This window comes from Amycolatopsis sp. NPDC104775 (assembly GCF_055583325.1).
This window is the reverse complement of record NZ_JBVJOE010000006.1, coordinates 220,550-240,889: the sequence shown is the minus strand read 5'-3', so window position 1 is coordinate 240,889 and position 20,340 is coordinate 220,550. Positions and strand designations below refer to the sequence as shown.

Below are 20,340 nucleotides of genomic sequence, written 5' to 3'. Positions count from 1 at the left end.
GAAAAATCACTGCTGCCAGTGCTCCCAGCCGCCTTGCTGGTCGTACTCCCGTCCGTCCACAGTGACCCCGGAGCCGGGCATGGTGACCACGCCGATCTTGCGCCAGCCCTCGGGCAGGTCGTCGAACGGCGGGAACGTCGCGACCAGCGCGTGGTCCTCGCCGCCGGTCAGCACCCACTGCAGCGGGTCCGCGCCCAGTGCGCTGCCGACCTCTTTCAGCCGCGTCGACACTTCGAGCAACGCGGTTTGCACGTCGAGGCCGACGTCGGAAGCCGCGGCCAGATGGGCGAGATCGGCGAGCAGACCGTCGGAGATGTCCATCATCGCCGTAGCTCCGGCGCGCGCGGCTTGCGGACCGGCGGCGTACGGCGGTTCCGGGCAGCGCTGCGCGTTCACCACGCCGACCGGCGACCGGAAGCCGCGGCGCAGCACCGCGAGCCCGGCCGCGGCCCAGCCGAGCCGTCCGCACACGGCGAGCACGTCGCCGGGACGCGCGCCGGACCGGGTCACCGGTTCGCGGTCTTCGAGGTCGCCCAAAGCGGTGACGCTGAGCACGAGCTGGTCCGCGCTCACGAGGTCGCCGCCGGACACTCCGATGCCCGCCGCACCCGCTTCGGCCCACATGCCGTCCATGATCTCGGTCACGACCCGCGCCGGGGTGTCCGCCGGGCACGCGAGCCCGACGACCACCGACGTGGGTTTCGCGCCCATCGCCGCGACGTCGGACAGGTTCACCGCGACCGCCTTGCGCCCGACCTGCTCCGGGCTCGACCAGTCGAGCCGGAAGTGCACGCCGTGAACCAGCACGTCGGTCGTCACGACCACGCGCCCGTCCGGCGCGGCCAGAACCGCCGCGTCGTCGCCCGGGCCCAGCAGCGTCGACGGGGGCTGCGGGCGTCCTTGGGTGACCCGCTGGATCAGGCCGAACTCGCCTGTCGCGGCCACCGAGTGCTCGTCCGGTGACACCGGTCACCTCCTGTTTCCCTTGCCTGTGTCGGATCGGCCACCGACTATCGGATCCCCTAGGTTTTTCCCGGGGCTGGCGCTACGTTTCCTACACCGTTCCTACCTCGACTCGATCGCCACCGACGAAAGGGCACGCCGTGGTCCACGCATACATCCTCATCCAGACCGAGGTCGGCAAGGCGGCCGCGGTGGCTGCGGAGATCGCCGGGGTGCCGGGCGTGACCAGCTCCGAGGACGTCACCGGCCCCTACGACGTGATCGTGCGCGCCGCCGCGGACACTGTGGACCAGCTCGGCCAGCTCGTGGTCGCCCGCGTGCAGAACGTGGAAGGGATCACGCGCACGCTGACCTGCCCGGTCGTCCATCTCTGAGGCGTGGTCCACTGAGGCGGTGGCAGACACCGACACCGGGGCCCCGCCGAAGGTCGTCCTCGTCACCGCGTCGTTGCTAGTGGCCGCGCTGGCGGTCGCGGTCGCGGTCGTCGCGCTGACGAAGAACTCTTCCGGCCAGCCAGATCCGAACCAGCCGCTCGCGCTCGTGTCCGTTCCCGCGCCGCAGGCCGGGTCCCCCGACTGCGCGAAGCTGATCGCCGGGGTCCCGGGCACGCTCACGTCGAACGGCAAGGAACTGTCGCCGCGCACGCTCGCCGAGCCCGCGCCGAAGGCCACCGTCGCGTGGGGAGAACCGGACCCGGTCGTGCTGCGCTGCGGCCTCGAACGCCCGCCGGAGCTCACCCAGACCGCGCAGCTGCGCGTGGTCAATAAGGTGCAATGGCTGCAGATCGAGCAGGGCGGCTCGGCCACCTGGTACGCGGTCGACCGGCCGGTTTACGTCGCGCTGACCGTCCCAGCGAGCGCGGGCACGGGACCGCTGCAGACCATTTCGGACGCCATCGCCGCGAAGCTCCCGGTCAAGCCCCTGACGTTCTAGCCGCGATCGTTTCCAGCGACTCGCCGGTGGTCCGCGGCCCGAGCACCGCCACGTCGATCATCAGCAGCACCATCGCACCCGCGACCACGGCGAACATCGTCGTCGCGCCCGCCGAATGCAGGATCGGCAGCAGCACGAACGGCATCGCGGCGGTCGCGAGCCGGGACAGTGCGTAGGCCGAACCGGCCGCGGTGCCGCGCAGCGACGTCGGGAACAGTTCGCCCTGATAGGTGTGGAACGCGTTGGAGAAGACGTTGCTGACGGCGGTGTAGCAGAAGCCGAACACCGCGATCAGCACGCCGGACGTGGCGTAGCCGAAGGCCAGCCCGAACGCCGCCATCGCCGCCGCGCTCGCGACGATCAGCCATTTGCGTTCCAGCCGTTCGATGATCGGGATGGACAGCGCCGAGCCGATCGGGTAGCCGAGGAAGGTGAGCGCGCTGAACGTCAGCGAACTGACGAGACCGAAACCCTTGGCGGCCAGCACAAGCGGCACCAACGAGCCGAAACCGTAGTAGCCGAACGACTGCAGCAGTTGGAAGACGTACAGCATCGCCGTGCGGCGGAACCACGGCGGACGCAGCAACGCCGACGCGCGCACCGGTTCGGGCGCGGGCGGTTCCGGCTCCGGTTCGGGCAACGGCTGCGGCGCGCTCGCTTCGAGCTTGCGCACGACCTCGTCCGCTTCGCCGATTCTTCCTTGTGCCGCAAGCCAACGCGGTGATTCCGGCAGTGTGAACCGCAATGCCCACACGACCGCCGCGCCCAGCGCGCCGATCACGAACAGCCAGCGCCAGCCGTCGATGCCGAGCGGCGCGTGGCCGACGAGCGCGCGGGCGAGGAATCCCGCGGCGGGGACACCGCAGAAGCCGATGGTGTAAGCCCAAGCTGTCGCGCGGCCTCGGGCGCGAGCGGGCAGCAGGTCGGCGAGGTAAGCGTCGGCGACCGGCAGTTCCGCGCCGATGCCGATCCCGGCGATGAAACGGCAGATCACCAGCATCCATACGTCGGTGCTGAAGGCGCCGAGCAGCGTGAACACCGAGTACAGGCCCAGCGTGAGCAGGAAAGCGCGCCGCCGTCCCAGCCGGTCGGCGAGCCTGCCGAGGAACACCGCGCCCACGAACGCGCCGACGAACGCCGACGCCAGGACGTATTTCAGCGTCGTCGGGGTGACGCCGAACTCCTTGGTGAGGACGGTGCTGATGGTCGCGGCGAGGAACAGGTCGTAGAGGTCGAAGAAGGTCGCGATGCCGACCACCGCGACGAAGTACCGGTGCCGCCGGGTGACCGGGAGCCGGTCGAGCCGGGATGCGATCCGCACGCGCTGGGTCCCTCCGGTCGCGGTCAGCGCAGGCCGGTGCCCCGGGCGAGCGCGGTGTCAATCAGCGTCGACAGCAACGTCGGATAATCCACCCCGGTCACCTCCCACATCTTCGGGTAGGCGGACTTCGTGGTGAAGCCGGGCATCGTGTTGACCTCATTGATCACCAGATCGCCCTCTTCGGTCACGAAGAAGTCGACGCGGGCGAGGCCCTGGCAGTCGAGCGCGCGGAACGCCTCGACGGCCATCGCGCGCAGCCGGTCGGTGAGCGCGTCGTCCAGTTTGGCCGGGATGTCCAGCTCGGCGTCCTCGCCGAGGTACTTGGTCTCGAAGTCGTACCAGGCGTCCTCGCCCTCGGCGAGCACCCGGATCTCCGCCGGGAGCGACGCCTCGACGCGGCCGTCCGGGAATTCCAGCACGCCGCATTCGACCTCGCGCCCGCGCACCGCGGCCTCGACGAGCACCTTCGGGTCGGTGCGCCGGGCCAGCTCGATCGCGACGTCCAGGTCCGCCCAGTCCGCGACCCGCGAGATGCCGACCGACGAACCGGCGCGCGAGGGCTTCACGAACACCGGCAGGCCAAGGCGTTCGCGGTCCTGTTCGGCCAAAGTGGACTGTCCGCGGCGCAGCGCCGCGTAGGTGCCGACCGGCAGCCCTTCCGCGGCGAGCAGCTTCTTCGCGTATTCCTTGTCCATCGCCGCCGCGCTGGCGAACACGCCGGGGCCGACGTACGGGATGTCGGCGAGTTCGAGCAGGCCTTGGATGGTGCCGTCCTCGCCGAAGGCTCCGTGCAGCACCGGGAAGACGACGTCGACCGTGCCCAGCACCTCGGTGGCCTGGCCCGGGTCGACCGTGCGCAGCTCGCGGCTGGTCGGGTCGCCGGCGAGCACGAGCGCGCGGCCGGACTCCACCGACGGCAGCTCGCGGCCCTGGATGCTGAGCTGCTTCGGGTCGCCGGTGCCGAGCACCCAGCCGCCGCTCGGCGTGACGCCCACCGGGAGCACCTCGAAGCGTTCCGGATCCAGGTTCGAGATCACGCTGCCCGCGGACAGGCACGAGATGGTGTGCTCGCTGCTGCGCCCGCCGAACACGACCGCGACCCGGACCTTTTCAGCACTCATAGCCGGTCACCGTACCGGGTGAGCCTCGCCGTCAGCGCGCGCCGGGGGTGTCTTCGCTGGTCGAGCCGCTGGTCGGGCCGTCCGGCGCGCGGCGGCCAGCGCGAACCACGCCGTCCCGCGCACCACCAGGAACGCCATCCCGGCCAGGACGAGGACCGTGAAGTCCGGCAACGTCTGGAACGCCACGTCCACCGGCAGCCAGCCGCCGTAGCTGAGCATGCCGGCTCCGCCGAAGACCGCCGCGTACAGTGCGGCCGCCGCGATCAGATGGCCGGCCAGCGGACGCACCGCCACTCGGGGAAACCCCTTGTCTCGCAGGAGTTCCGGCAGATTCCGCGCCCGGCGGATCTGTCGGCGGGTCGCCAAGACCATCGCGATCAGGACCAGGAGGGCGACACCGTCGATGACCCCGTAGGTCAGCAGGAAGCCGTTGCCGACCTCGGGAGCCGGGGCGCCCGCGAGCATCGCGAGTGCGTGGTGGAACGGCGCGCCGTTGTCCAGCAGGACCGGGTTGCGCGAGGTCAGCACCACCAGGCCTACCTGCTGGTCCGGCAGATATCCCAGGTTGGCGTGGTACCGGGTCAGGTCGCCGTCGTGCTGGACGACCGGGTGGCCGTGGACAGTGCCGGTGCCCCAGCCGAATCCGTAGTGATCGATGCCGTCGATGGCGTGGTCGTCGCCGGTGGGGACGGCCGCGTTGTGCATCAGCCGCAGGCTTTCGGCGGACAGCGGCCGGACGCCGCGGTAGGCGCCGGCCATCTGGAAGGTCAGGTAGTGGCTGAGGTCCTCGGCGGTGGAAACCAGGTATCCGTCGGGCCGCGCGGCGGGGAAATCCGGCGTTTCCATCGGCACGTTCAGGCCGAAGAGCACTGCCGAACCCTCGATCAGGCCTGCGCGGCGTGCGTCGGCGAGGTTGGTGAAGGTGCGCGTCATGCCGAGCGGGGCGAGGACGTGCGCTTTGAGGTAGTCGGCATAGCTCTGGCCGGACACCTGCTCGATCATCAGGCCGAGCGTCGCATAGTTCTTGTTGCAGTAGTGGAAAGTCGTGCCGGGGCGGGAGACCGGGATGACGTCGGCGAGTGCCCGGACCCGCTGCTCCAGCGTGGTTTCCGGCTCGTAGAGGTCGACGGTTCCCGCTTCGGTGGGCAGGCCGCTGGTCTGGTTCAGCAGTTGCCGCACGGTGATCGGGTCGTTCGCTCCGGCGGTGCGGAACCACGGCAGGTAGGCGGTGATCGGGGTGTCCAGGCCGACCTTGCCCGCGTCGACGAGCTGCATGACGGCTAGCGCGGTGAACGATTTGCTCAGCGAGCCAAGCAGAAACGGCGACTGCGGCGTCACGCCGGAGCCGACCGCGCCGGTCGTCACCGCCCCGTCCGCGGACACCACCGCGTAGGACGACGGCGGCCCGCTCGCCAGTTCTTCGCGCAGGTGTGAGATCGCGGTATCCGGTGCCTGTGCCGAAGCTGGCGCGGCGAACACCGCCGCGGTCACGATCGCTGCCGCTGCCGCTCGAATCCGCCAAGCCATCCCGCACTCCTCCGCGCGCCGAACTGATCGGCAAAAGCCTCGCGGAGCAGCGGATCCGGCACCATGAAGCTGACCGGCGGACCGAAGGTAGGGCTGACCCCCGCTTCAGCGAAGCAGATCGATGAGCGTCGGCACCGCGGCGATCAACGCTTCCCGCGAGCAGCCCGCGTACCCCAGCGCGATGCCGTGCACCGTCGGCGTTCCGGCGAAGTGGCGGGCCAGGCCGTCGAGCCGGATCGAATGCCGTTCCGCGGCGGCGATCAGCTGCGCTTCGGCCTCGGCGCTCGCCACCGGCACCACCAGGTGCGCGCCGGCGTCGTCGCCGACGAACGGGATCCCGGCGTTCGTCAGCGCGGCCACCAGGATCGTCCGGCGTTCGGCCATTTCCCGGCGCAGCTTCCGCAGATGCCGCCCCAGATCGCCGGTCCGGGCCAGTTCGACCAGCACCCGCTGGCCCGCGGGCGACGGACGGGTTCCGGTGAGATCCCGGTACGCCAGAATGGAATCGGCCACCGCGGCGGGCGCGACGAGCCAGCCCGCGCCGAGCGTCGGGGTGAGGATCTTGCTGGTGGTGCCGAGGTGCACGACGACGTCCGGGGCGAGCGCGGCCAGCATCGGCAGCGGGGCGACGTCGAAGCGCAGTTCGCCGTCGTAGTCGTCCTCGATGACCAGCATGCCTTCCGCGCGGGCGCGTTCCACGAGCTGCACGCGCCGGGCCGCGCTCATCCGGCTGCCCATCGGGTATTGATGCGCGGGCGAGCAGTAAACCGCGCGCGCCCCGGCCGGAATCGCGTCCGGGCGCAGGCCTTCCTCGTCCACCGGCACACCCACGACGGTGAGCCCGGCCTGCCGGAACGCTTGCACGGCACGCTGATAACCCGGTTCCTCCAAGGCGACGATCGCACCCCGGCGCACCACCGCGGCGGCGAGTTCCACAACCGCCGCGGTCGTGCCGCCGGTCGCGAGCACCGAGCCCGCGGCCAAACCCCGGTGGCGCAACAGGTGTTCCGACACCGCGGCGCGGTATTCCGGCAACCCGGCGCGATGCGCGCGCGTGAGCGGTTCGGGGTCGGCGGCCGCCCGCCACGCCCGCCGCCACGCCGCGCGGTCGAGCCCGCCTGCCCACGGCGTGCCCGGCGCGAGGTCGAGCACTGGAGGTGGTTCTGTCTCGGCGAGCAGCGAACCGGGCATCGTGACGGACGCGGCGGCGCGAGTCGGCGGAGTGGTCACGTACGTGCCGGAACCGTGCCGTCCGGCGATCCAGCCCTCCGCGTGAAGCTGCTCGTACGCGGCGGAAGTGACCGTGCGCGAGACACCGAGCCGTTCCGCCAGCGCGCGTGTGGACGGCAGCCGGTCGCCGCCGCGGAGATGTCCGCCAGCCGCCGCTTCGCGCAGCGCGTCAGCCAGCTGCACGGCCAGCGGGGTGGCCGCTTCGCGGTCGAGACTGACCGGCAGGGCGGTGTCGGCGTAGGACACGGAGGACCTCCGTTACAGCGAAGTGGACTTCTCAAGTGTAGAAGAAGTGGACATTCAACGTAGCCACTTGCTCGCCGCACACTGAGCGCATGAGCAGCCTTTCGCCTACCGAACGCACCACGCTCGGCCGCAAACGCCACCGCGCCGCCAGCGAGCGCGCCGCGCTTTACGCCGTGCTCGACGAGGCACTGATCTGCCACCTCGGCGTGATCCGCGACGGCGTCCCGCTGGTGCTGCCCACCGGATACGGCCGCGACGGCGACACCCTGTACTTGCATGGTTCCACGGGCGCGGCCAGTCTGCGAGCCGCCGCCGGGGAAACCGACGTCTGCGTGACGGTCACCCTGCTCGACGGGATCGTCTACTGCCGCTCGGTGAACAACCACTCGGTCAACTACCGCAGTGCGGTGATCCTCGGCCAGGCGCGGCTGGTGACCGACCCGGACGAAAAGATGCGCGGCCTGCACGTGCTCACCGACCACCTCTCCCCTGGTTCGTGGGAGCACGCCCGCTCGGTGAACAAGAAGGAATTCGCCGCGGTTTCGGTCCTCGCACTCGACTTGGCCGAAGCGTCGGTGAAGTTTCGCGCCGAAGGACCAGACGACGAACCCGAAGACGTCGCCGCGAACGCCGCCTGGGCGGGAGTGCTGCCGGTGCGCACGGTCTTCGGCGAGCCAGAACCCTCCGCCGACCTCCCGCCGGGCTGGGAAGTGCCCGAACACGTCGCGGCACGCGTCACGAAGACAACGGCAACCGCACAGTGAACACAGTCCGGCCGGGGCGGCTGTCCAGCGAAACCGTCCCGCCGTGCTCAACCGCCAGTGAATGCGCCACCGACAACCCCAGCCCGGTGCCGCCAGCGGCCCGGGTGCGGGAGTTGTCGACGCGATAGAACCGGTCGAAAATCCGCTGCTGGTCTTCTTCGGGAATCCCCGGCCCGGCATCGGCGACCGTGGCGACGGCCATTCCGTCCGCCGCTGCCACCGTCAGCTCCACCGGAGTCCCCTCGGGAGTATGCACGGCCGCGTTGGCCAGCAAGTTGTCCAGGACTTGCCGCACCCGGGCCGGATCCGCGTGCAGCAGCACCGGTTCCTCCGGAATCGACACGGTCAGCGGATGTCCCGGACGACCGGCTCGGAACGCGTCCGCGGCAGCGGCGGCGACTTCGGTGAGATCCATCCGCTGCGGACGCACCGGCGGTTCGACATCGCGCGCGTCAAGGCGGGCGAGCAGCAGCAGATCGTCCACCAGCACGCTCATCCGCGCGGTCTCGGCCCGGATTTTCTCCAGGTGCGCCTCGCGTTCCTCCGGCTCGTTCGCGGCGGCGTAACGGAAAAGGTCGGCATAGCCGCGAATCGACGTCAACGGCGTCCGCAGCTCATGCGAGGCATCGGCGACGAACCTGCGCAGCCGATCGTTCGCCTCAGTGCGTGCGGCGAGCGAAGACTCGATGTGGCTCAACATCAAGTTGAACGCCGTCCGCAGCTCCTCGACTTCCGCGCCACCACCGGTCCCGGACGCGCGCACCGGCAAGTCCGCTGTGGCGGTGAGGTCGTGCGAAGCGATGTCATGCGCGGTGCCAGCCATGTCCGACAACGGCCGCAACCCCCGCCGCAGCACCACTCGGCCAGCCACGACGAGAATCGCCAAGGCGATCAGGAACGCGATCACTTCGATCAACATCAGCTGCTGCACCGTGTTGTCGAGATCGGCCTGCGGCGCGGCACTCAGCAACACCGTGCCGGTGCCGTTCTGCGACGTCTCCACCGGACACGCCCGCACCCGGTAAGAGCCCTGACCTGGCAAGGCGATCGTGCGGAAAAGGTCGCCGCTGGTCGCCTCTTCGGCGACCCGCGCCAGCGGCCGCACGTCGCTGGGCAAGGTGCTGCCCGGCTGCGGGGTCGCGTGCCCCTCCCGCACGTCGAAAACCGCCGAGTACCAGGAGTAAACGACTTCCGGATTGTCCTTCGACTCGCGCAGATGCGGCACCTGCGCGACCTGGCTGCTCCTGAGCTGCTCGTCGAGCCTGCGGTTGAGGTAATCGTGCATCAGCTCGACGGTCAGCGCCCCGACGATCGCGAACACCACCAGCGACAACGCACCCAGCCCGAACGCCAGCCGCGTGCCCAGCCGCGAAGCGCGCCAAGCCCGGTACCACCGGCGAGCCCAGCGCCCGATCCGGTTCACCGGCCCGCCTGCCGCACCGAGTATCCGACGCCGCGCACGGTGTGGATCAGCGGTTCGGCTTCGGTGTCGAGCTTGCGGCGCAGCCGGGAGATCGCGAGTTCGACCACATTGGACCGTCCGCCGAAATCGTATTCCCACACGTGGTCGAGGATCTGCGCTTTCGTGAGCACGGCTGGCGAGCGGCGCATCAGATAGCGCAGCAGCTCGTATTCGGTCGGAGTCAGCTCGGCGAGCTGGCCGCCGCGCCGGACTTCGTGCGTCTCTTCGTCCAGGGTGAGGTCGCCCACCTGCAGCACGACCGACCGGGTGTCCGGCTTTTCCGACGTCCGCCGCAGCACCGCACGCAGCCGCGCCATCAATTCCTCGACGGAGAACGGCTTGACCAGATAGTCGTCACCCCCGCGGGTGAGGCCGGCGATGCGGTCGGCGGTCGCGTCCTTCGCGGTCAGGAAAACCACCGGGACCGCGTCGTGGTTCTCGCGCAGCTTGTCGAGCACGGTGAACCCGTCGAAATCGGGCAGCATGAGGTCGAGCACGACGATGTCCGGAGCGAACTCCGCGGCGCGCGCGAGCGCGTCGGCGCCGCACCCGGCCGTCACGGCCTGCCAGCCCTCGTAACGGGCGACGGTCGCGACCAGGTCGGCGATGTGCGGCTCGTCGTCCACGACGAGCAGCCGCACCGGGTTCGGGTTCTCCACCCCGCCATCCTCCGCGACGCCCGCGCCGGCGCGCGAGCCGAACCCCCAGCTGACAGCTATTCGACAGGAAACCGCTCGCGCGCATCGGACGATCCGGGCAGACTCCGAACCGGCATCCACCCCCTGACTCCGAGGAGCCCGATGACCTCCGTAGTGGAGAACATCACCGTCGACTGCGCGGACCCGTGGGCACTGGCCCAGTTCTGGACCCAGGTGACCGGCCGCCCGATCGGCGAGGGAGACAAACAGGGCGACCCGGAGATCGGCATCCTGCTCGACTCCGGCGTCACGCTGCTGTTCATCGCCGTCCCGGAGCCGAAGGCGGGCAAGAACCGGCTGCACCTCTGCCTGCGGCCGGACGGGTCTCGCGAGGATGAGGTGGACCGGCTGCTCGGACTGGGCGCGACGCTGCATTCCGACCACCGCCGGGAGGACGGTGGCGGCTGGGCGGTCCTGCAGGACCCGGAAGGCAACGAATTCTGCGTCCTGCGCGGCGCGGCGGAGAGGGCATGACGAATTCGTTTGAGATCAACCGCGCCAACTGGGACGACCGGGCACCGATCCACGCGCGCTCGGCGTACTACGAGTTCGACAAGTTCAAGGCCGATCCCACGCACCTGAGCCAGATCGTGCGCTTCGACCAGCCGCGGCTCGGCGACGTTTCCGGGCTGCGCGCCGTGCACCTGCAATGCCACATCGGCACGGACACGCTGTCGCTGCACCGGCTCGGGGCCAAGATCTCTGGTCTGGACCTTTCCCCGGCTTCGCTCGCCGAAGCGCGCGAGCTCGCCGAAGCCACCGGTGCGGACATCGACTACCACGAGGCGAACGTCTACGACGCGGTGGAAGTCTTCGGCGAGAACACGTTCGACCTGGTGTACACCGGGGTCGGCGCGCTCTGCTGGCTGCCGAAGATCACGCCGTGGGCGGAGGTCGTCGCGCGGCTGCTGCGCCCGGGCGGACGGCTGTTCATGCGCGAAGGCCATCCGATGCTGTGGTCGCTCGACGACGAATCCGAACGCGCGTGGCCGAAATACGACTACTTCGAACACGACGAACCGCTCGTATTCAGCGACGACACCACGTACGTCGACACGGACGAACCGGTGCGCAAGACGACCACGCACAGCTGGAACCATTCGCTCGGCGAGATCGTCACCGCACTGCTCGACCAGGGCCTGATCCTGACCGGGCTGACCGAGCACGAGACCGCGGCGTGGAACGCGCTGCCGCACGAGATGGAAGAGGCCGGGGACGGCGAATGGCGGCTGCGCGACAACCCGCGCCGGATCGCCGCGAGCTACACCCTGCAGGCGCGGCACCCCGCATAGAGTGCGGGGCATGACTCGCATCGCCGTCGCCGCGCTCGGCGGCACCATCTCGATGGCTCCCGGACGTTCGATCGAAGACGGCGTCGTGCCGCGGCTGACCGCCGAGGACCTGCTGGGAGAACTGGGTTCCCGGCTGCCGATGGAGGTCGCCGCGGCGACGCTGGCCGGATTGTCGAGTTCGTCGATGGACTACGCGACGCTCGCGCGGACCCGGCAGTGGGGCATCGAGCAGCTCGAGGCGGGCGCGGACGGTCTCGTGGTGGTGCAAGGCACGGACACGCTGGAGGAAACGGCGTATCTGTTCGACCTCACCTGGCCGTCCGACGCGCCCGTGGTGATCACCGGCGCGATGCGGAACCCGAGCCTGCCCAGTCCGGACGGCCAGGCGAACATCCTCGCCGCGCTTACCGTCGCGGCCGATCCGCGCAGCCGCGGCCGGGGCGCGCTGGTGGCGTTCAACGACGACGTGCACGCGGCGCGGTGGGTGCGGAAGACGCATTCCAGCCACGTCGAAACGTTTTCGTCGCGCCCGGCCGGTCCGCTCGGCATGGTCGCGGAAGGAGCGGTGCATTACTTCCACCCGTCGCCGCCGCGGCTGCCGGTGCTGCCGGGAGCCGAAACCGTCGATCTCGTGCCCCTGCTGGAATCGGGGCTCGAAGATTCAGGCGAATTGCTTTCGCTGGTTCTCAAAGGCGGAGCGCGCGGCGTGGTGGTGGCCGCCAACGGCGTCGGACACGTGTCGACGGCAACGGCGGACGTGATCGCGGCCGCGGAAGTTCCGGTCGTGGTCGCGTCCCGGACCGGCGCGGGCCCGACTTTCCGGAGCACGTACGGATTTCACGGCTCCGAATCGAGCCTGATCCGGATGGGCGCGACGATGGCCGGGTGGCTCTGCCCGCGGAAATCGCGGATCCTGTTGCAGGTTCTGCTCGCCGCGGGGGTGAGCCGGGAAGAGATCGAGCGGCAGTTCAGGCTGCGCGGCGACCTCGACTCGTAAGCCCCGGTTCTCACCGGGATCGGCCGCTCACGAGCGCAGTGCTGGCCCGTCCACCGCATTCGCCTGGTACGACCGCATCTGCCGCCCGCCCTGACGGTAGACGTGCACGCTGATCGCCGGGTCCGGGCCGTCGTTGCGCACCTCGTGCACGTAGCCCGGCCCGAACACTCGCGACTGCCCGGCGGACAGCCCGTGCACCTCGGTCACCGCGCGCCCGCCCGGGGCGCGCCGCGCGACGGTTTCGGTCAGCCGCCCGGACACGACGGTGAACGCACCGCTGGAGAAGGCGTGGTCATGCAGGTCGGTGTGCTGGCCGGGAAGCCAGCTGAGCAGCCAGATCTCCTGGTCCTCAGTGCGTTCGACGAGGGCGGAGAACCGCTCGTCGGGGTCGTAGCGCAGCAGGCTGCCCCAGCGTTCCCGGTCGGCGGCCACGTCGACGGCGACGCGGACCGGATGGCGCAGGGCGGGGTTCTCGGGACGCAGCAGGGTGTTGTCCGGAACGGCGAACATGAAAAGAAGTCCTCACGGGAAGAAGATGGGTGTCGAGCTGGGCCGGGGCGGGGTTCACCGACAACAGCGACACGACATGCCCATGACGGGGCGGAGGTCGTCGGACCCCGGCCGCATCGTCATCGCGCACGTCAGCATGCCGCCCAGCGAACCAGCCCCGGATCGCCCGGTCAACCCGTCTCACCCCCTGGACCACGCTCGTGAGCGCAGGTTCACACCCGCGGACACCAGCCATCGTGAGTGTTTACGGAAGTTGTCACCGGCACCGCCCAGCTGACACCGCCACTCCCGCCCTCGTGAGCGGCGACCCCGGTTCTCACCAGGACCGCCACACTCACGAGGCTCAGCGCCACTCCGGCTTCCGCGACCGTCCGAGCAGCTCCGCGCCCGCCTGCCGCGGGTCGACGCCCTCGTGGCACACCCGGTACATCGCGTCCGTGATCGGCATGTCGGCCCCGTGCCGCCGCGCCAGCTCCCGGATCGACGAGCACGACGCGACCCCCTCCGCGACCTGGCCGCCGGTCGCCGCCTGCGCCTCGGCCAGGGTTTCGCCGCGGCCGAGCCGTTCGCCGAAGGTGCGGTTGCGCGACAACGGCGACGAGCACGTCGCGACCAGGTCGCCGAGCCCGGCGAGCCCGGCGAAGGTCAGCGGGTCCGCGCCGAGTTTCGCGCCGAGCCGCGCCATTTCGGCGAGACCGCGGGTGATGAGCGTCGCCATCGTGTTCGCGCCCAAGCCCATCCCGGCGGCCATGCCGCAGCTGAGCGCGATCACGTTCTTGCACGCCCCGCCCAATTCGCAGCCCACCACGTCGGTGTTGGTGTAGGGCCGGAAATACGGGTTCGACGTGGCCTGCTGCACTGCTTTCGCCCGCTCGTGATCGGCGCACGCGAGCACTGCGGCGGCGGGCTGCCCGTCGGCGATCTCGCGGGCCAGGTTCGGCCCGGACACCACCACGATCTCGCCCGGATCGACCTGCGCGAGTTCGGCGATGACCTCGCTCATCCGCTTGAGCGTGCCCAGTTCCACGCCCTTGGCCAGGCTGACCAGGATCGCCTCCGGCGGCAGCGACGGCTGCCAGCCGGAGAGATTCGCGCGCAAGCTCTGGCTCGGCACCCCGAGCACGACCGCCTGGGCTCCGTCCAGCGCCTCAGCCGCGTCGGCCGTCGCGGTGATCCGTTCCGGCAACGAGGTTCCGGGCAGATACGACTCATTGGTGTGCCGTTCCCGGATTTCTTCGGCGACGCTTTCCCGGCGCGCCCACATCGTCACGTCCCGGCCCGCGTCGCCGAGCACCTTCGCGAACGCGGTGCCCCACGAACCCGCGCCGAGCACGGTGACCCGCTGCACGTCGGCGGCGAAACCCGCCATCAGGCACCGTCCTCCGGCTTCTCGGACTCCGCCTTGGCCTCGGCTTCGCTCTGCGCACCGGTCTCCGCCGCCGCGTCCGTTTCCGGCTTCTTCACCGGCGGTTCCTCCTGCCGGATCTCGGCCAGCAGCCGGGTCACCTCGTCCATCAGCACCGCGGTGACCTCGCGCAGCATCGAGGCGCTGCGCGGGTTCCCGCCCCGGTACGCCGACAGGTCGATCGGATCGCCGACCAGGTGCGTCACCGTCTTGCGCGGGAACGGAGTGAACTTCTTGGTGTAGCCGTTGAAGATCTGGTTCGTGCCCCAGCGCGCGATCGGGATCACCGGCACGTCGTTCTGCAGCGCCAGCCGCGCCGCGCCGCTGTAGGCCTCCTTCGGCCAGCCCAGCGGGTCCTTCGTGATGGTGCCCTCGGGATAGATCACGATGACCTTGCCCTCCTGCAGCGCCTGGTGCGCGGCCTTGAGGCTGTCGCCCGCCGCGCTCGACCCGCGCGCCACCGGGATCTGCCCGGAGCCGGTCACGATCCGGCCGAAGATCGGCACGTCCTTCAGGCTCGCCTTGAGGAAGAACCGCGGCACCCGCTTCTGCCGGTGCACGAACACCGCGTCGACCGCCGGGTCCAGGTGCGAGATGTGGTTCATCACCAGCACCGCGGGCCCTTGCCGGGGGATTTTCTCCGCGCCGAGGTACACCCGCTTGCCGATGGCGGTCAGCGGGTAGAACGCGGCGGCGGCCAGCCCCACCCAGAATCCGCCCTTCTCACGCCGTGCCACAGTTGTCCTCCTCGGGTCGCCTCTGCTCCGGGTGATCCTGCCGCGCGCCGGTTCGCGCAGTCCAGGGAGGGTGCGCTCACGCCCGCGCGCGGCGGGTTTCGGGTAAAGATGGACAGGTGGACGCAGACCTGGTCATGCCGCTGAAACCGCCGGGCACGGGCAAGTCCCGGCTGCGCGGGGCCGTCGCCGCGCACCGGCACGCCGAACTGGTGCTGGCGCTGGCCTGCGACACGCTGGCCGCGGTCACGTCGGTCGCCCGGGTCCGCCGGGTGCTCGTCGTCACCGCCGATCCGGCCGCGCTGTCCGAATTGGCCGGTCTCGGCGTCGAACTGGTCGCCGAGCCGTCCGGCGGCGGGCTCAACGAAGCGCTGCGGCACGGCGCGGAGCTGCTGCGCGCGGACGCGCCGGACGGCGTGGTCGGCGCGCTTCAAGCGGATCTTCCCGCGTTGCGCGCGGTGGATCTGGAGCAGGCGCTGACCGAAGCCGCGGGCCGGCGCGCGGTGGTGTTCGACCGCCAGGGCACCGGGACCACGCTGTTGCTGTCCGCACCGGGGAAACCGCTCGACCCGCACTTCGGCGCCGGGTCCGCGGAACTGCACCGGGCGTCCGGTGCGATCCCGCTCACGCAGGCGTTGCCGTCGCTGCGCAGCGACGTGGACACCGAGGATGATCTCCGCCACGCCGCGAAACTCGGTCTCGGGAAGCGCACCTCGGCATTGCTCCCGGCCGAACGGGCGCAATCGCGCTGACGTGTTCACTCGACCTTCATCGCGGCCTGCGCAAACCGCGGCTTCGTAGTGAACAATGGGCAGCGTGAGCACAGAAGACGGCAGCACTCCGGCCCGGCGGCGTGTGAAGAGCGGCAGCAGCGCGTCCCCCTCGTCCCCGGCCCCGCGCACCGCGGGCAGGAAGGCGACCTCGCGCGGGAACGCTGACGCCGCGGCGGCCCGTCGGGCAAAACCCAAAGCGGCCGCGGCGGAAGACAACGCCAAACCGGCCAAGCGCAAAACCGCTTCGAGCGCACTGCGCACCGCGGCCAAGAAGCCCGCCGCACCGCCCGCCGCCACGCGATCGCGCCGGACCACCACGACCGAGAGCGGCGAAGAATTCCGCTCCGTTCCCTCGGCCCCGCCCGCCGTCACCTCCGCGCCCGCCGCCGTCGGGTCGCTTCCCGACGACCGTTATTTCAACCGCGAGCTGTCCTGGCTCGACTTCAACGCCCGCGTGCTCGCGCTGGCCGAGGACGAATCGCAGCCGCTGCTGGAGCGGGCCAAGTTCCTCGCCATTTTCGCGTCCAATTTGGACGAGTTCTACATGGTCCGCGTCGCCGGGCTGAAACGGCGCGACGGCACCGGCCTGTCGGTGCGCAGCGCGGACGGGCTCACGCCGCGCGAGCAGCTGGACTACATCGCCAAGCGCAACCAGGACCTGGTCGAGCGGCACACCGCCGCGTTCGAAGACCACCTGCGCCCGCAGCTGGCCGAGCAGGACATCCGGCTCGTCGGCTGGGCCGACCTGTCCGGGGCCGACCAGCTGCGGCTGTCGAGCTACTTTTCCGAGCAGATCTTCCCCGTGCTCACGCCGCTCGCGGTCGACCCGGCGCACCCGTTTCCGTACATCTCGGGGCTGTCGCTCAACCTCGCGGTCACCGTGCGGGACCCGCAGGGCGGGCTCGAACGCTTCGCGCGCGTGAAGGTGCCGAGCAACGTGCCGCGGCTGATGCGCGTGGAAACCGAACGCGGCAGCCGGACGGCCACCTTCCTTCCGCTCGAGGAGCTGATCTCCGCGCACCTGAGCGATCTGTTCACCGGCATGGAGGTGACCGAGCACCACGTCTTCCGCGTCACCCGCAACGCCGACTTCGAGGTCGAGGAAGACCGCGACGAGGACCTGTTGCAGGCATTGGAACGCGAGCTGGCGCAGCGCCGGTTCGGCCCGCCGGTGCGGCTCGAAGTGGCGCAGGACATGAGCGAGCACATGCTCGAACTGCTGCTGCGCGAGCTGGAAGTCGACCCCGAGGACGTCGTCGAGGTGCCCGGGCTGCTCGACCTCACCTGCCTGTTCCAGCTGTCCGGCGTCGACCGCAAGGAGTTGAAGGACCGGCCGTTCGTGCCCGCGACGCATCCGGCGTTCGGCGAACGCGAGACGCCCAAGAGCGTGTTCGCGACGCTGCGCGAGGGCGACGTCCTGGTGCACCATCCGTACGACTCGTTCTCCACGAGCGTGCAGCGGTTCATCGAACAGGCCGCGGCGGACTCGAAGGTGCTGGCGATCAAGCAGACGCTGTACCGGACGTCCGGCGATTCCCCGATCGTGGACGCGCTGATCGACGCCGCCGAGGCGGGCAAGCAGGTCGTGGCGCTGGTGGAGATCAAGGCGCGGTTCGACGAGCAGGCCAACATCACCTGGGCGCGCACGCTGGAACGCGCGGGCGTGCACGTGGTGTACGGCTTGGTGGGCCTCAAAACGCACTGCAAGGTGTCGATGGTGGTGCGGCAGGAGGGGTCGACCATCCGCCGCTACTGCCACATCGGCACCGGCAACTACAACCCGAAGACCGCGCGGCTGTACGAAGACCTCGGCCTGCTGACCGCGGACCCGAGCATCGGCGCGGACATCACCGATCTGTTCAACGTTCTCACCGGCTACTCGCGCCAGGACACCTATCGCACGATCCTCACGTCGCCGCACGGCATCCGCCGCGGCATCGTGCGCGCGATCGGCGAAGAGATCGAGCTCGCGCGCGCCGGGCTCGAAGCGGGCATCCGGATCAAGTGCAATTCGCTCGTCGACGAGCAGGTGATCGACGCGCTGTACCACGCTTCGCAGGCCGGGGTTCCGGTCGACGTCGTGGTGCGCGGGATCTGCTCGCTGAAGCCGGGCGTCGAGGGATTGAGCGAGAACATCCGGGTCCGCTCGATCCTCGGCCGGTTCCTCGAGCATTCGCGGGTGTTCCACTTCCGCGCCGGCGGCACGCACTGGATCGGCAGCGCGGACATGATGCACCGCAACCTCGACCGCCGGATCGAGGCGCTGGTGCGGGTCAAGGACCCGAAGCTGACGCGGCAGCTGGACGACGTGTTCGATTCGGCGCTCGACCCGCACACGCGCTGCTGGGTGCTCAGTTCCTCGGGCGAATGGCAGCCGTTCCCGGCCGCCGGTTCGCAGGTGCGCGACCACCAGCTCGAACTCGCGAAGCGGCACGGGGCCGTCGGATGAGCGTGGACGTCCGGGCCGCGGGCGCGGTGCTCTGGCGCCACGCTGGAACGGGGGTCGAAGTCGCCCTCGTGCACCGCCCCCGCTACGACGATTGGTCGCTGCCGAAGGGAAAGGTCGACCCCGGCGAGACGATCGCGGCCACCGCGGTGCGCGAGATCGCCGAGGAGACCGGTTTCCGCGCGGTGCTGGGCCGCCATGTCGCGCAGACGAAGTACGAGGTCCCCGCGAAGAACGACGGGCGGCTGCTGCGCAAGAGCGTCGACTACTTCAGCGGCGAAGCCGTTTCCGGAGCCTTCGAGCCCAACGAAGAGGTCGACGAACTGCGCTGGCTGGACCCGGTCGCCGCCGAGCAGTTGCTCACGCGCCCGGCGGATGCCCGGGTGCTGCGCGAGTTCTGCGCCCTCCCGCCCGCGTTGACGACAGTGTTGCTGGTGCGGCACGCCAAAGCGGGCAAACGCGAAGACTGGACCGGCGACGACGACCTCCGCCCCCTCTCGGAAGCGGGCCAACGCCAAGCCGCCGCGCTGCGCGACTTGCTGCCGCTCTTCGGCCCCGACCGGGTGTTCTCCGCGCCGCGGCTGCGATGCGTGCAAACCGTCGGCGGCATCGCGGACGCACTCGGCGTCGAGGTGCGACACGAGCCGTTGCTGTCGGAAGAGGGCTACTGGCCCGACCCGCTGCTGGGAATCCGCCGCCTGCTGGAGATCGCGGCCGGCGGGGGAACTCCGCTGATCAGCAGCCAGGGCGGGGTGATCCCGGACCTGGTGAGCGCACTGGCCGACCGGGACGGCCTGGAACTGCCCGCCGCCCGCGACGGGGTGGTGCCGAGCAAGAAGGGCTCGCTGTGGGTCCTGTCGTTCAGCCCCGGCGACGACGGCCCAGTTCTGGTGGGCGCGGATTACTACCCGAGCCCGCTGCCCGCTCCGGTGCCTTCGGCACGCTGATCTTTTCGGAAGGGCCCGGCGACGCTTCGGCGCGCCGGGCCTCTCCATTCGGCGGCCCGGAGATTCTATAGAGACGGGTATTGCTCAGCCCTTATCCCCGGTTCCGGCATAAGCACCGTCTCACCCCGGCTCGCGGGTTTAATTACCCCCGGTGGGGATTTTGTCTCCGAGCGCCGGATTAACCCTCCCGGACTGGCGGCGAGGGTATTTGGGTGCGGCCGAATCTGTTGTCTTATCAGCAATCCGGGGGTTCTTTCCGATGGCGGGACAAGCCGCCGACCTCGGGAAACGCTGTCTTCCCTCTGCCACAACACCATCTGGACCGGTACTCCGGCAACCCCAGCGGTGCACCGCACTGCTCGCTCCATTCGGCGCTCCGGCCCCGCCGCCGAGCATGCCCCTGGACCGGCTCGCTTGCCCTGCTGCCCGGCCCGGAAACCCTGCGACAACAAGGACTCGGCCACGGCGTCAGCCAGGCCTCTCCCGCACTCCCACTGCCGCGCAGCCGATGACCGAACCCCGGGCTGCCCATCAGGGCACCTCATCCAGCCGAAACCCCCGCCCCACAACCCCAACCCCCACCAACGAGATCACTCCCGCAACCAGTCAGCCGCACAACACGACAAGCCCACCCCAGCGTCCCGACGAAACCCGACCCCGCGAAACTCGGCGACCCGCCAACAAACCGCCCCCAACCCCAGCGGCCTCACCCCGGCCCGCCGCCAAGCCAGCCTCACGCGACCAAATCTCCAGCCCCACAGCACCGCGCCGCCCCACCCAGCAAACCCCACTCCAGCCCGCCGCCCAGAACCCCACCCCACAGCACTTCACCCTCCCCGCCCAGAAACCCACCCCGGCCCACCGCTCAGCCAGCCTCACGTGAGCAAATCCCCAGCCTCACTGCACCTACCCAGCAACCCACCCCGGTCCGTCCCCAACCACCCTCACCCCGACCAAACCCCCACCCCCAC

19 protein-coding genes are annotated in these 20,340 nt (G+C 70.2%); 9 read left to right on the top strand and 10 right to left on the bottom strand.

All coding sequences use genetic code 11. The features are described from left to right. Positions 1-6: 6 nt before the first annotated feature. The gene (locus ACZ63D_RS27285) at positions 7-966 is read right to left on the bottom strand and encodes a thiamine-phosphate kinase (protein WP_465357202.1); all 960 of its coding nucleotides are present in this window, start codon (positions 964-966) and stop codon (positions 7-9) included. Between the two features lie 137 nt (positions 967-1,103). Here ACZ63D_RS27285 and ACZ63D_RS27280 point away from each other — a divergent pair, with 137 nt between their 5' ends. Together ACZ63D_RS27280 and ACZ63D_RS27275 are read left to right on the top strand one after the other, a co-directional pair. Further along, on the top strand, positions 1,104-1,337 hold the full coding sequence (locus ACZ63D_RS27280; protein WP_009074118.1) for an Lrp/AsnC ligand binding domain-containing protein: 234 nt from the start codon (positions 1,104-1,106) through the stop codon (positions 1,335-1,337). A 19-nt stretch (positions 1,338-1,356) separates the two neighbouring features. Next, complete coding sequence (locus ACZ63D_RS27275) at positions 1,357-1,896, top strand: DUF3515 domain-containing protein (protein ID WP_465357201.1); 540 nt, start codon at positions 1,357-1,359, stop codon at positions 1,894-1,896. Here ACZ63D_RS27275 and ACZ63D_RS27270 read toward each other — a convergent pair. The 4 genes from ACZ63D_RS27270 to pdxR form a co-directional block, all read right to left on the bottom strand. Continuing rightward, positions 1,877-3,217: an MFS transporter gene (locus ACZ63D_RS27270; protein WP_465357200.1), complete on the bottom strand. Its 1,341-nt coding sequence runs from the start codon at positions 3,215-3,217 to the stop codon at positions 1,877-1,879. The genes ACZ63D_RS27275 and ACZ63D_RS27270 overlap by 20 nt on opposite strands. Before the next feature lie 23 nt (positions 3,218-3,240). Beyond that, a complete protein-coding gene (locus ACZ63D_RS27265) occupies positions 3,241-4,338 on the bottom strand; it encodes a D-alanine--D-alanine ligase family protein (protein ID WP_465357199.1) in 1,098 nt (365 codons plus the stop codon). 6 nt (positions 4,339-4,344) lie between these two features. Next, complete coding sequence (locus ACZ63D_RS27260; RefSeq protein ID WP_465357198.1) at positions 4,345-5,865, bottom strand: serine hydrolase domain-containing protein; 1,521 nt, start codon at positions 5,863-5,865, stop codon at positions 4,345-4,347. A 105-nt stretch (positions 5,866-5,970) separates the two neighbouring features. Beyond that, positions 5,971-7,341, bottom strand: coding sequence for a MocR-like pyridoxine biosynthesis transcription factor PdxR (gene pdxR, locus ACZ63D_RS27255; RefSeq protein ID WP_465357197.1), 1,371 nt, complete (start codon positions 7,339-7,341; stop codon positions 5,971-5,973). Between the two features lie 89 nt (positions 7,342-7,430). On the opposite strand from pdxR, the gene ACZ63D_RS27250 reads away from it, so the two are divergent. Beyond that, positions 7,431-8,105: a pyridoxamine 5'-phosphate oxidase family protein gene (locus ACZ63D_RS27250; protein ID WP_465357196.1), complete on the top strand. Its 675-nt coding sequence runs from the start codon at positions 7,431-7,433 to the stop codon at positions 8,103-8,105. Here ACZ63D_RS27250 and ACZ63D_RS27245 read toward each other — a convergent pair. Continuing rightward, positions 8,077-9,528 carry a sensor histidine kinase gene (locus ACZ63D_RS27245; RefSeq protein ID WP_465357195.1) on the bottom strand — a complete coding sequence of 484 codons (1,452 nt, stop codon included), beginning with the start codon at positions 9,526-9,528 and terminating at the stop codon, positions 8,077-8,079. The two genes, ACZ63D_RS27250 and ACZ63D_RS27245, sit on opposite strands and share 29 nt — an antisense overlap. Then, positions 9,525-10,226, bottom strand: coding sequence for a response regulator transcription factor (locus ACZ63D_RS27240; protein WP_465357194.1), 702 nt, complete (start codon positions 10,224-10,226; stop codon positions 9,525-9,527). The genes ACZ63D_RS27245 and ACZ63D_RS27240 overlap by 4 nt, the downstream gene beginning before the upstream one ends. Before the next feature lie 141 nt (positions 10,227-10,367). Between ACZ63D_RS27240 and ACZ63D_RS27235 the strand changes: the two genes are divergently transcribed. The 3 genes from ACZ63D_RS27235 to ACZ63D_RS27225 are packed head-to-tail and all read left to right on the top strand — an operon-like array spanning position 10,368 to position 12,554. After that, the gene (locus ACZ63D_RS27235) at positions 10,368-10,739 is read left to right on the top strand and encodes a VOC family protein (RefSeq protein ID WP_465357193.1); all 372 of its coding nucleotides are present in this window, start codon (positions 10,368-10,370) and stop codon (positions 10,737-10,739) included. Beyond that, a complete protein-coding gene (locus ACZ63D_RS27230) occupies positions 10,736-11,557 on the top strand; it encodes a class I SAM-dependent methyltransferase (protein ID WP_465357192.1) in 822 nt (273 codons plus the stop codon). The genes ACZ63D_RS27235 and ACZ63D_RS27230 overlap by 4 nt, the downstream gene beginning before the upstream one ends. Positions 11,558-11,567: 10 nt before the next feature. Beyond that, on the top strand, positions 11,568-12,554 hold the full coding sequence (locus ACZ63D_RS27225; protein ID WP_465357191.1) for an asparaginase: 987 nt from the start codon (positions 11,568-11,570) through the stop codon (positions 12,552-12,554). Positions 12,555-12,581: 27 nt separating this feature from the next. On the opposite strand, the gene ACZ63D_RS27220 is transcribed toward ACZ63D_RS27225, so the two are convergent. From ACZ63D_RS27220 to ACZ63D_RS27210, 3 genes are all read right to left on the bottom strand, one after another. Continuing rightward, on the bottom strand, positions 12,582-13,064 hold the full coding sequence (locus ACZ63D_RS27220) for a cysteine dioxygenase (protein ID WP_465357190.1): 483 nt from the start codon (positions 13,062-13,064) through the stop codon (positions 12,582-12,584). A gap of 343 nt (positions 13,065-13,407) precedes the next feature. Then, positions 13,408-14,433, bottom strand: coding sequence for an NAD(P)H-dependent glycerol-3-phosphate dehydrogenase (locus tag ACZ63D_RS27215; protein WP_465357189.1), 1,026 nt, complete (start codon positions 14,431-14,433; stop codon positions 13,408-13,410). Then, positions 14,433-15,206, bottom strand: coding sequence for a lysophospholipid acyltransferase family protein (locus ACZ63D_RS27210; protein WP_465357188.1), 774 nt, complete (start codon positions 15,204-15,206; stop codon positions 14,433-14,435). The genes ACZ63D_RS27215 and ACZ63D_RS27210 overlap by 1 nt, the downstream gene beginning before the upstream one ends. A 116-nt stretch (positions 15,207-15,322) precedes the next feature. Here ACZ63D_RS27210 and cofC point away from each other — a divergent pair, with 116 nt between their 5' ends. From cofC to ACZ63D_RS27195, 3 genes are read left to right on the top strand one after another with little or no spacing between them, the layout of a single operon-like run. Then, positions 15,323-15,955, top strand: coding sequence for a 2-phospho-L-lactate guanylyltransferase (gene cofC, locus ACZ63D_RS27205; protein WP_465357187.1), 633 nt, complete (start codon positions 15,323-15,325; stop codon positions 15,953-15,955). A 55-nt stretch (positions 15,956-16,010) separates the two neighbouring features. Next, a complete protein-coding gene (locus ACZ63D_RS27200) occupies positions 16,011-18,425 on the top strand; it encodes an RNA degradosome polyphosphate kinase (RefSeq protein WP_465357186.1) in 2,415 nt (804 codons plus the stop codon). Then, a complete protein-coding gene (locus tag ACZ63D_RS27195) occupies positions 18,422-19,369 on the top strand; it encodes an NUDIX hydrolase (protein WP_465357185.1) in 948 nt (315 codons plus the stop codon). Before ACZ63D_RS27200 ends, ACZ63D_RS27195 begins: the two co-directional genes overlap by 4 nt. The last annotated feature ends 971 nt before the right edge of the window (positions 19,370-20,340 follow it).

Coding starts and splice junctions, on each gene's coding strand:
- ACZ63D_RS27225 (WP_465357191.1), top strand. CDS start 11,568: ATGACTCGCATCGCCGTCGCCGCGCTCGGCGGCACCATCTCGATGGCT.
- ACZ63D_RS27195 (WP_465357185.1), top strand. CDS start 18,422: ATGAGCGTGGACGTCCGGGCCGCGGGCGCGGTGCTCTGGCGCCACGCT.
- ACZ63D_RS27265 (WP_465357199.1), bottom strand. CDS start 4,338: ATGAGTGCTGAAAAGGTCCGGGTCGCGGTCGTGTTCGGCGGGCGCAGC.
- ACZ63D_RS27200 (WP_465357186.1), top strand. CDS start 16,011: ATGGGCAGCGTGAGCACAGAAGACGGCAGCACTCCGGCCCGGCGGCGT.
- ACZ63D_RS27235 (WP_465357193.1), top strand. CDS start 10,368: ATGACCTCCGTAGTGGAGAACATCACCGTCGACTGCGCGGACCCGTGG.
- ACZ63D_RS27250 (WP_465357196.1), top strand. CDS start 7,431: ATGAGCAGCCTTTCGCCTACCGAACGCACCACGCTCGGCCGCAAACGC.
- ACZ63D_RS27220 (WP_465357190.1), bottom strand. CDS start 13,064: ATGTTCGCCGTTCCGGACAACACCCTGCTGCGTCCCGAGAACCCCGCC.
- ACZ63D_RS27215 (WP_465357189.1), bottom strand. CDS start 14,433: ATGGCGGGTTTCGCCGCCGACGTGCAGCGGGTCACCGTGCTCGGCGCG.
- ACZ63D_RS27230 (WP_465357192.1), top strand. CDS start 10,736: ATGACGAATTCGTTTGAGATCAACCGCGCCAACTGGGACGACCGGGCA.
- ACZ63D_RS27260 (WP_465357198.1), bottom strand. CDS start 5,865: ATGGCTTGGCGGATTCGAGCGGCAGCGGCAGCGATCGTGACCGCGGCG.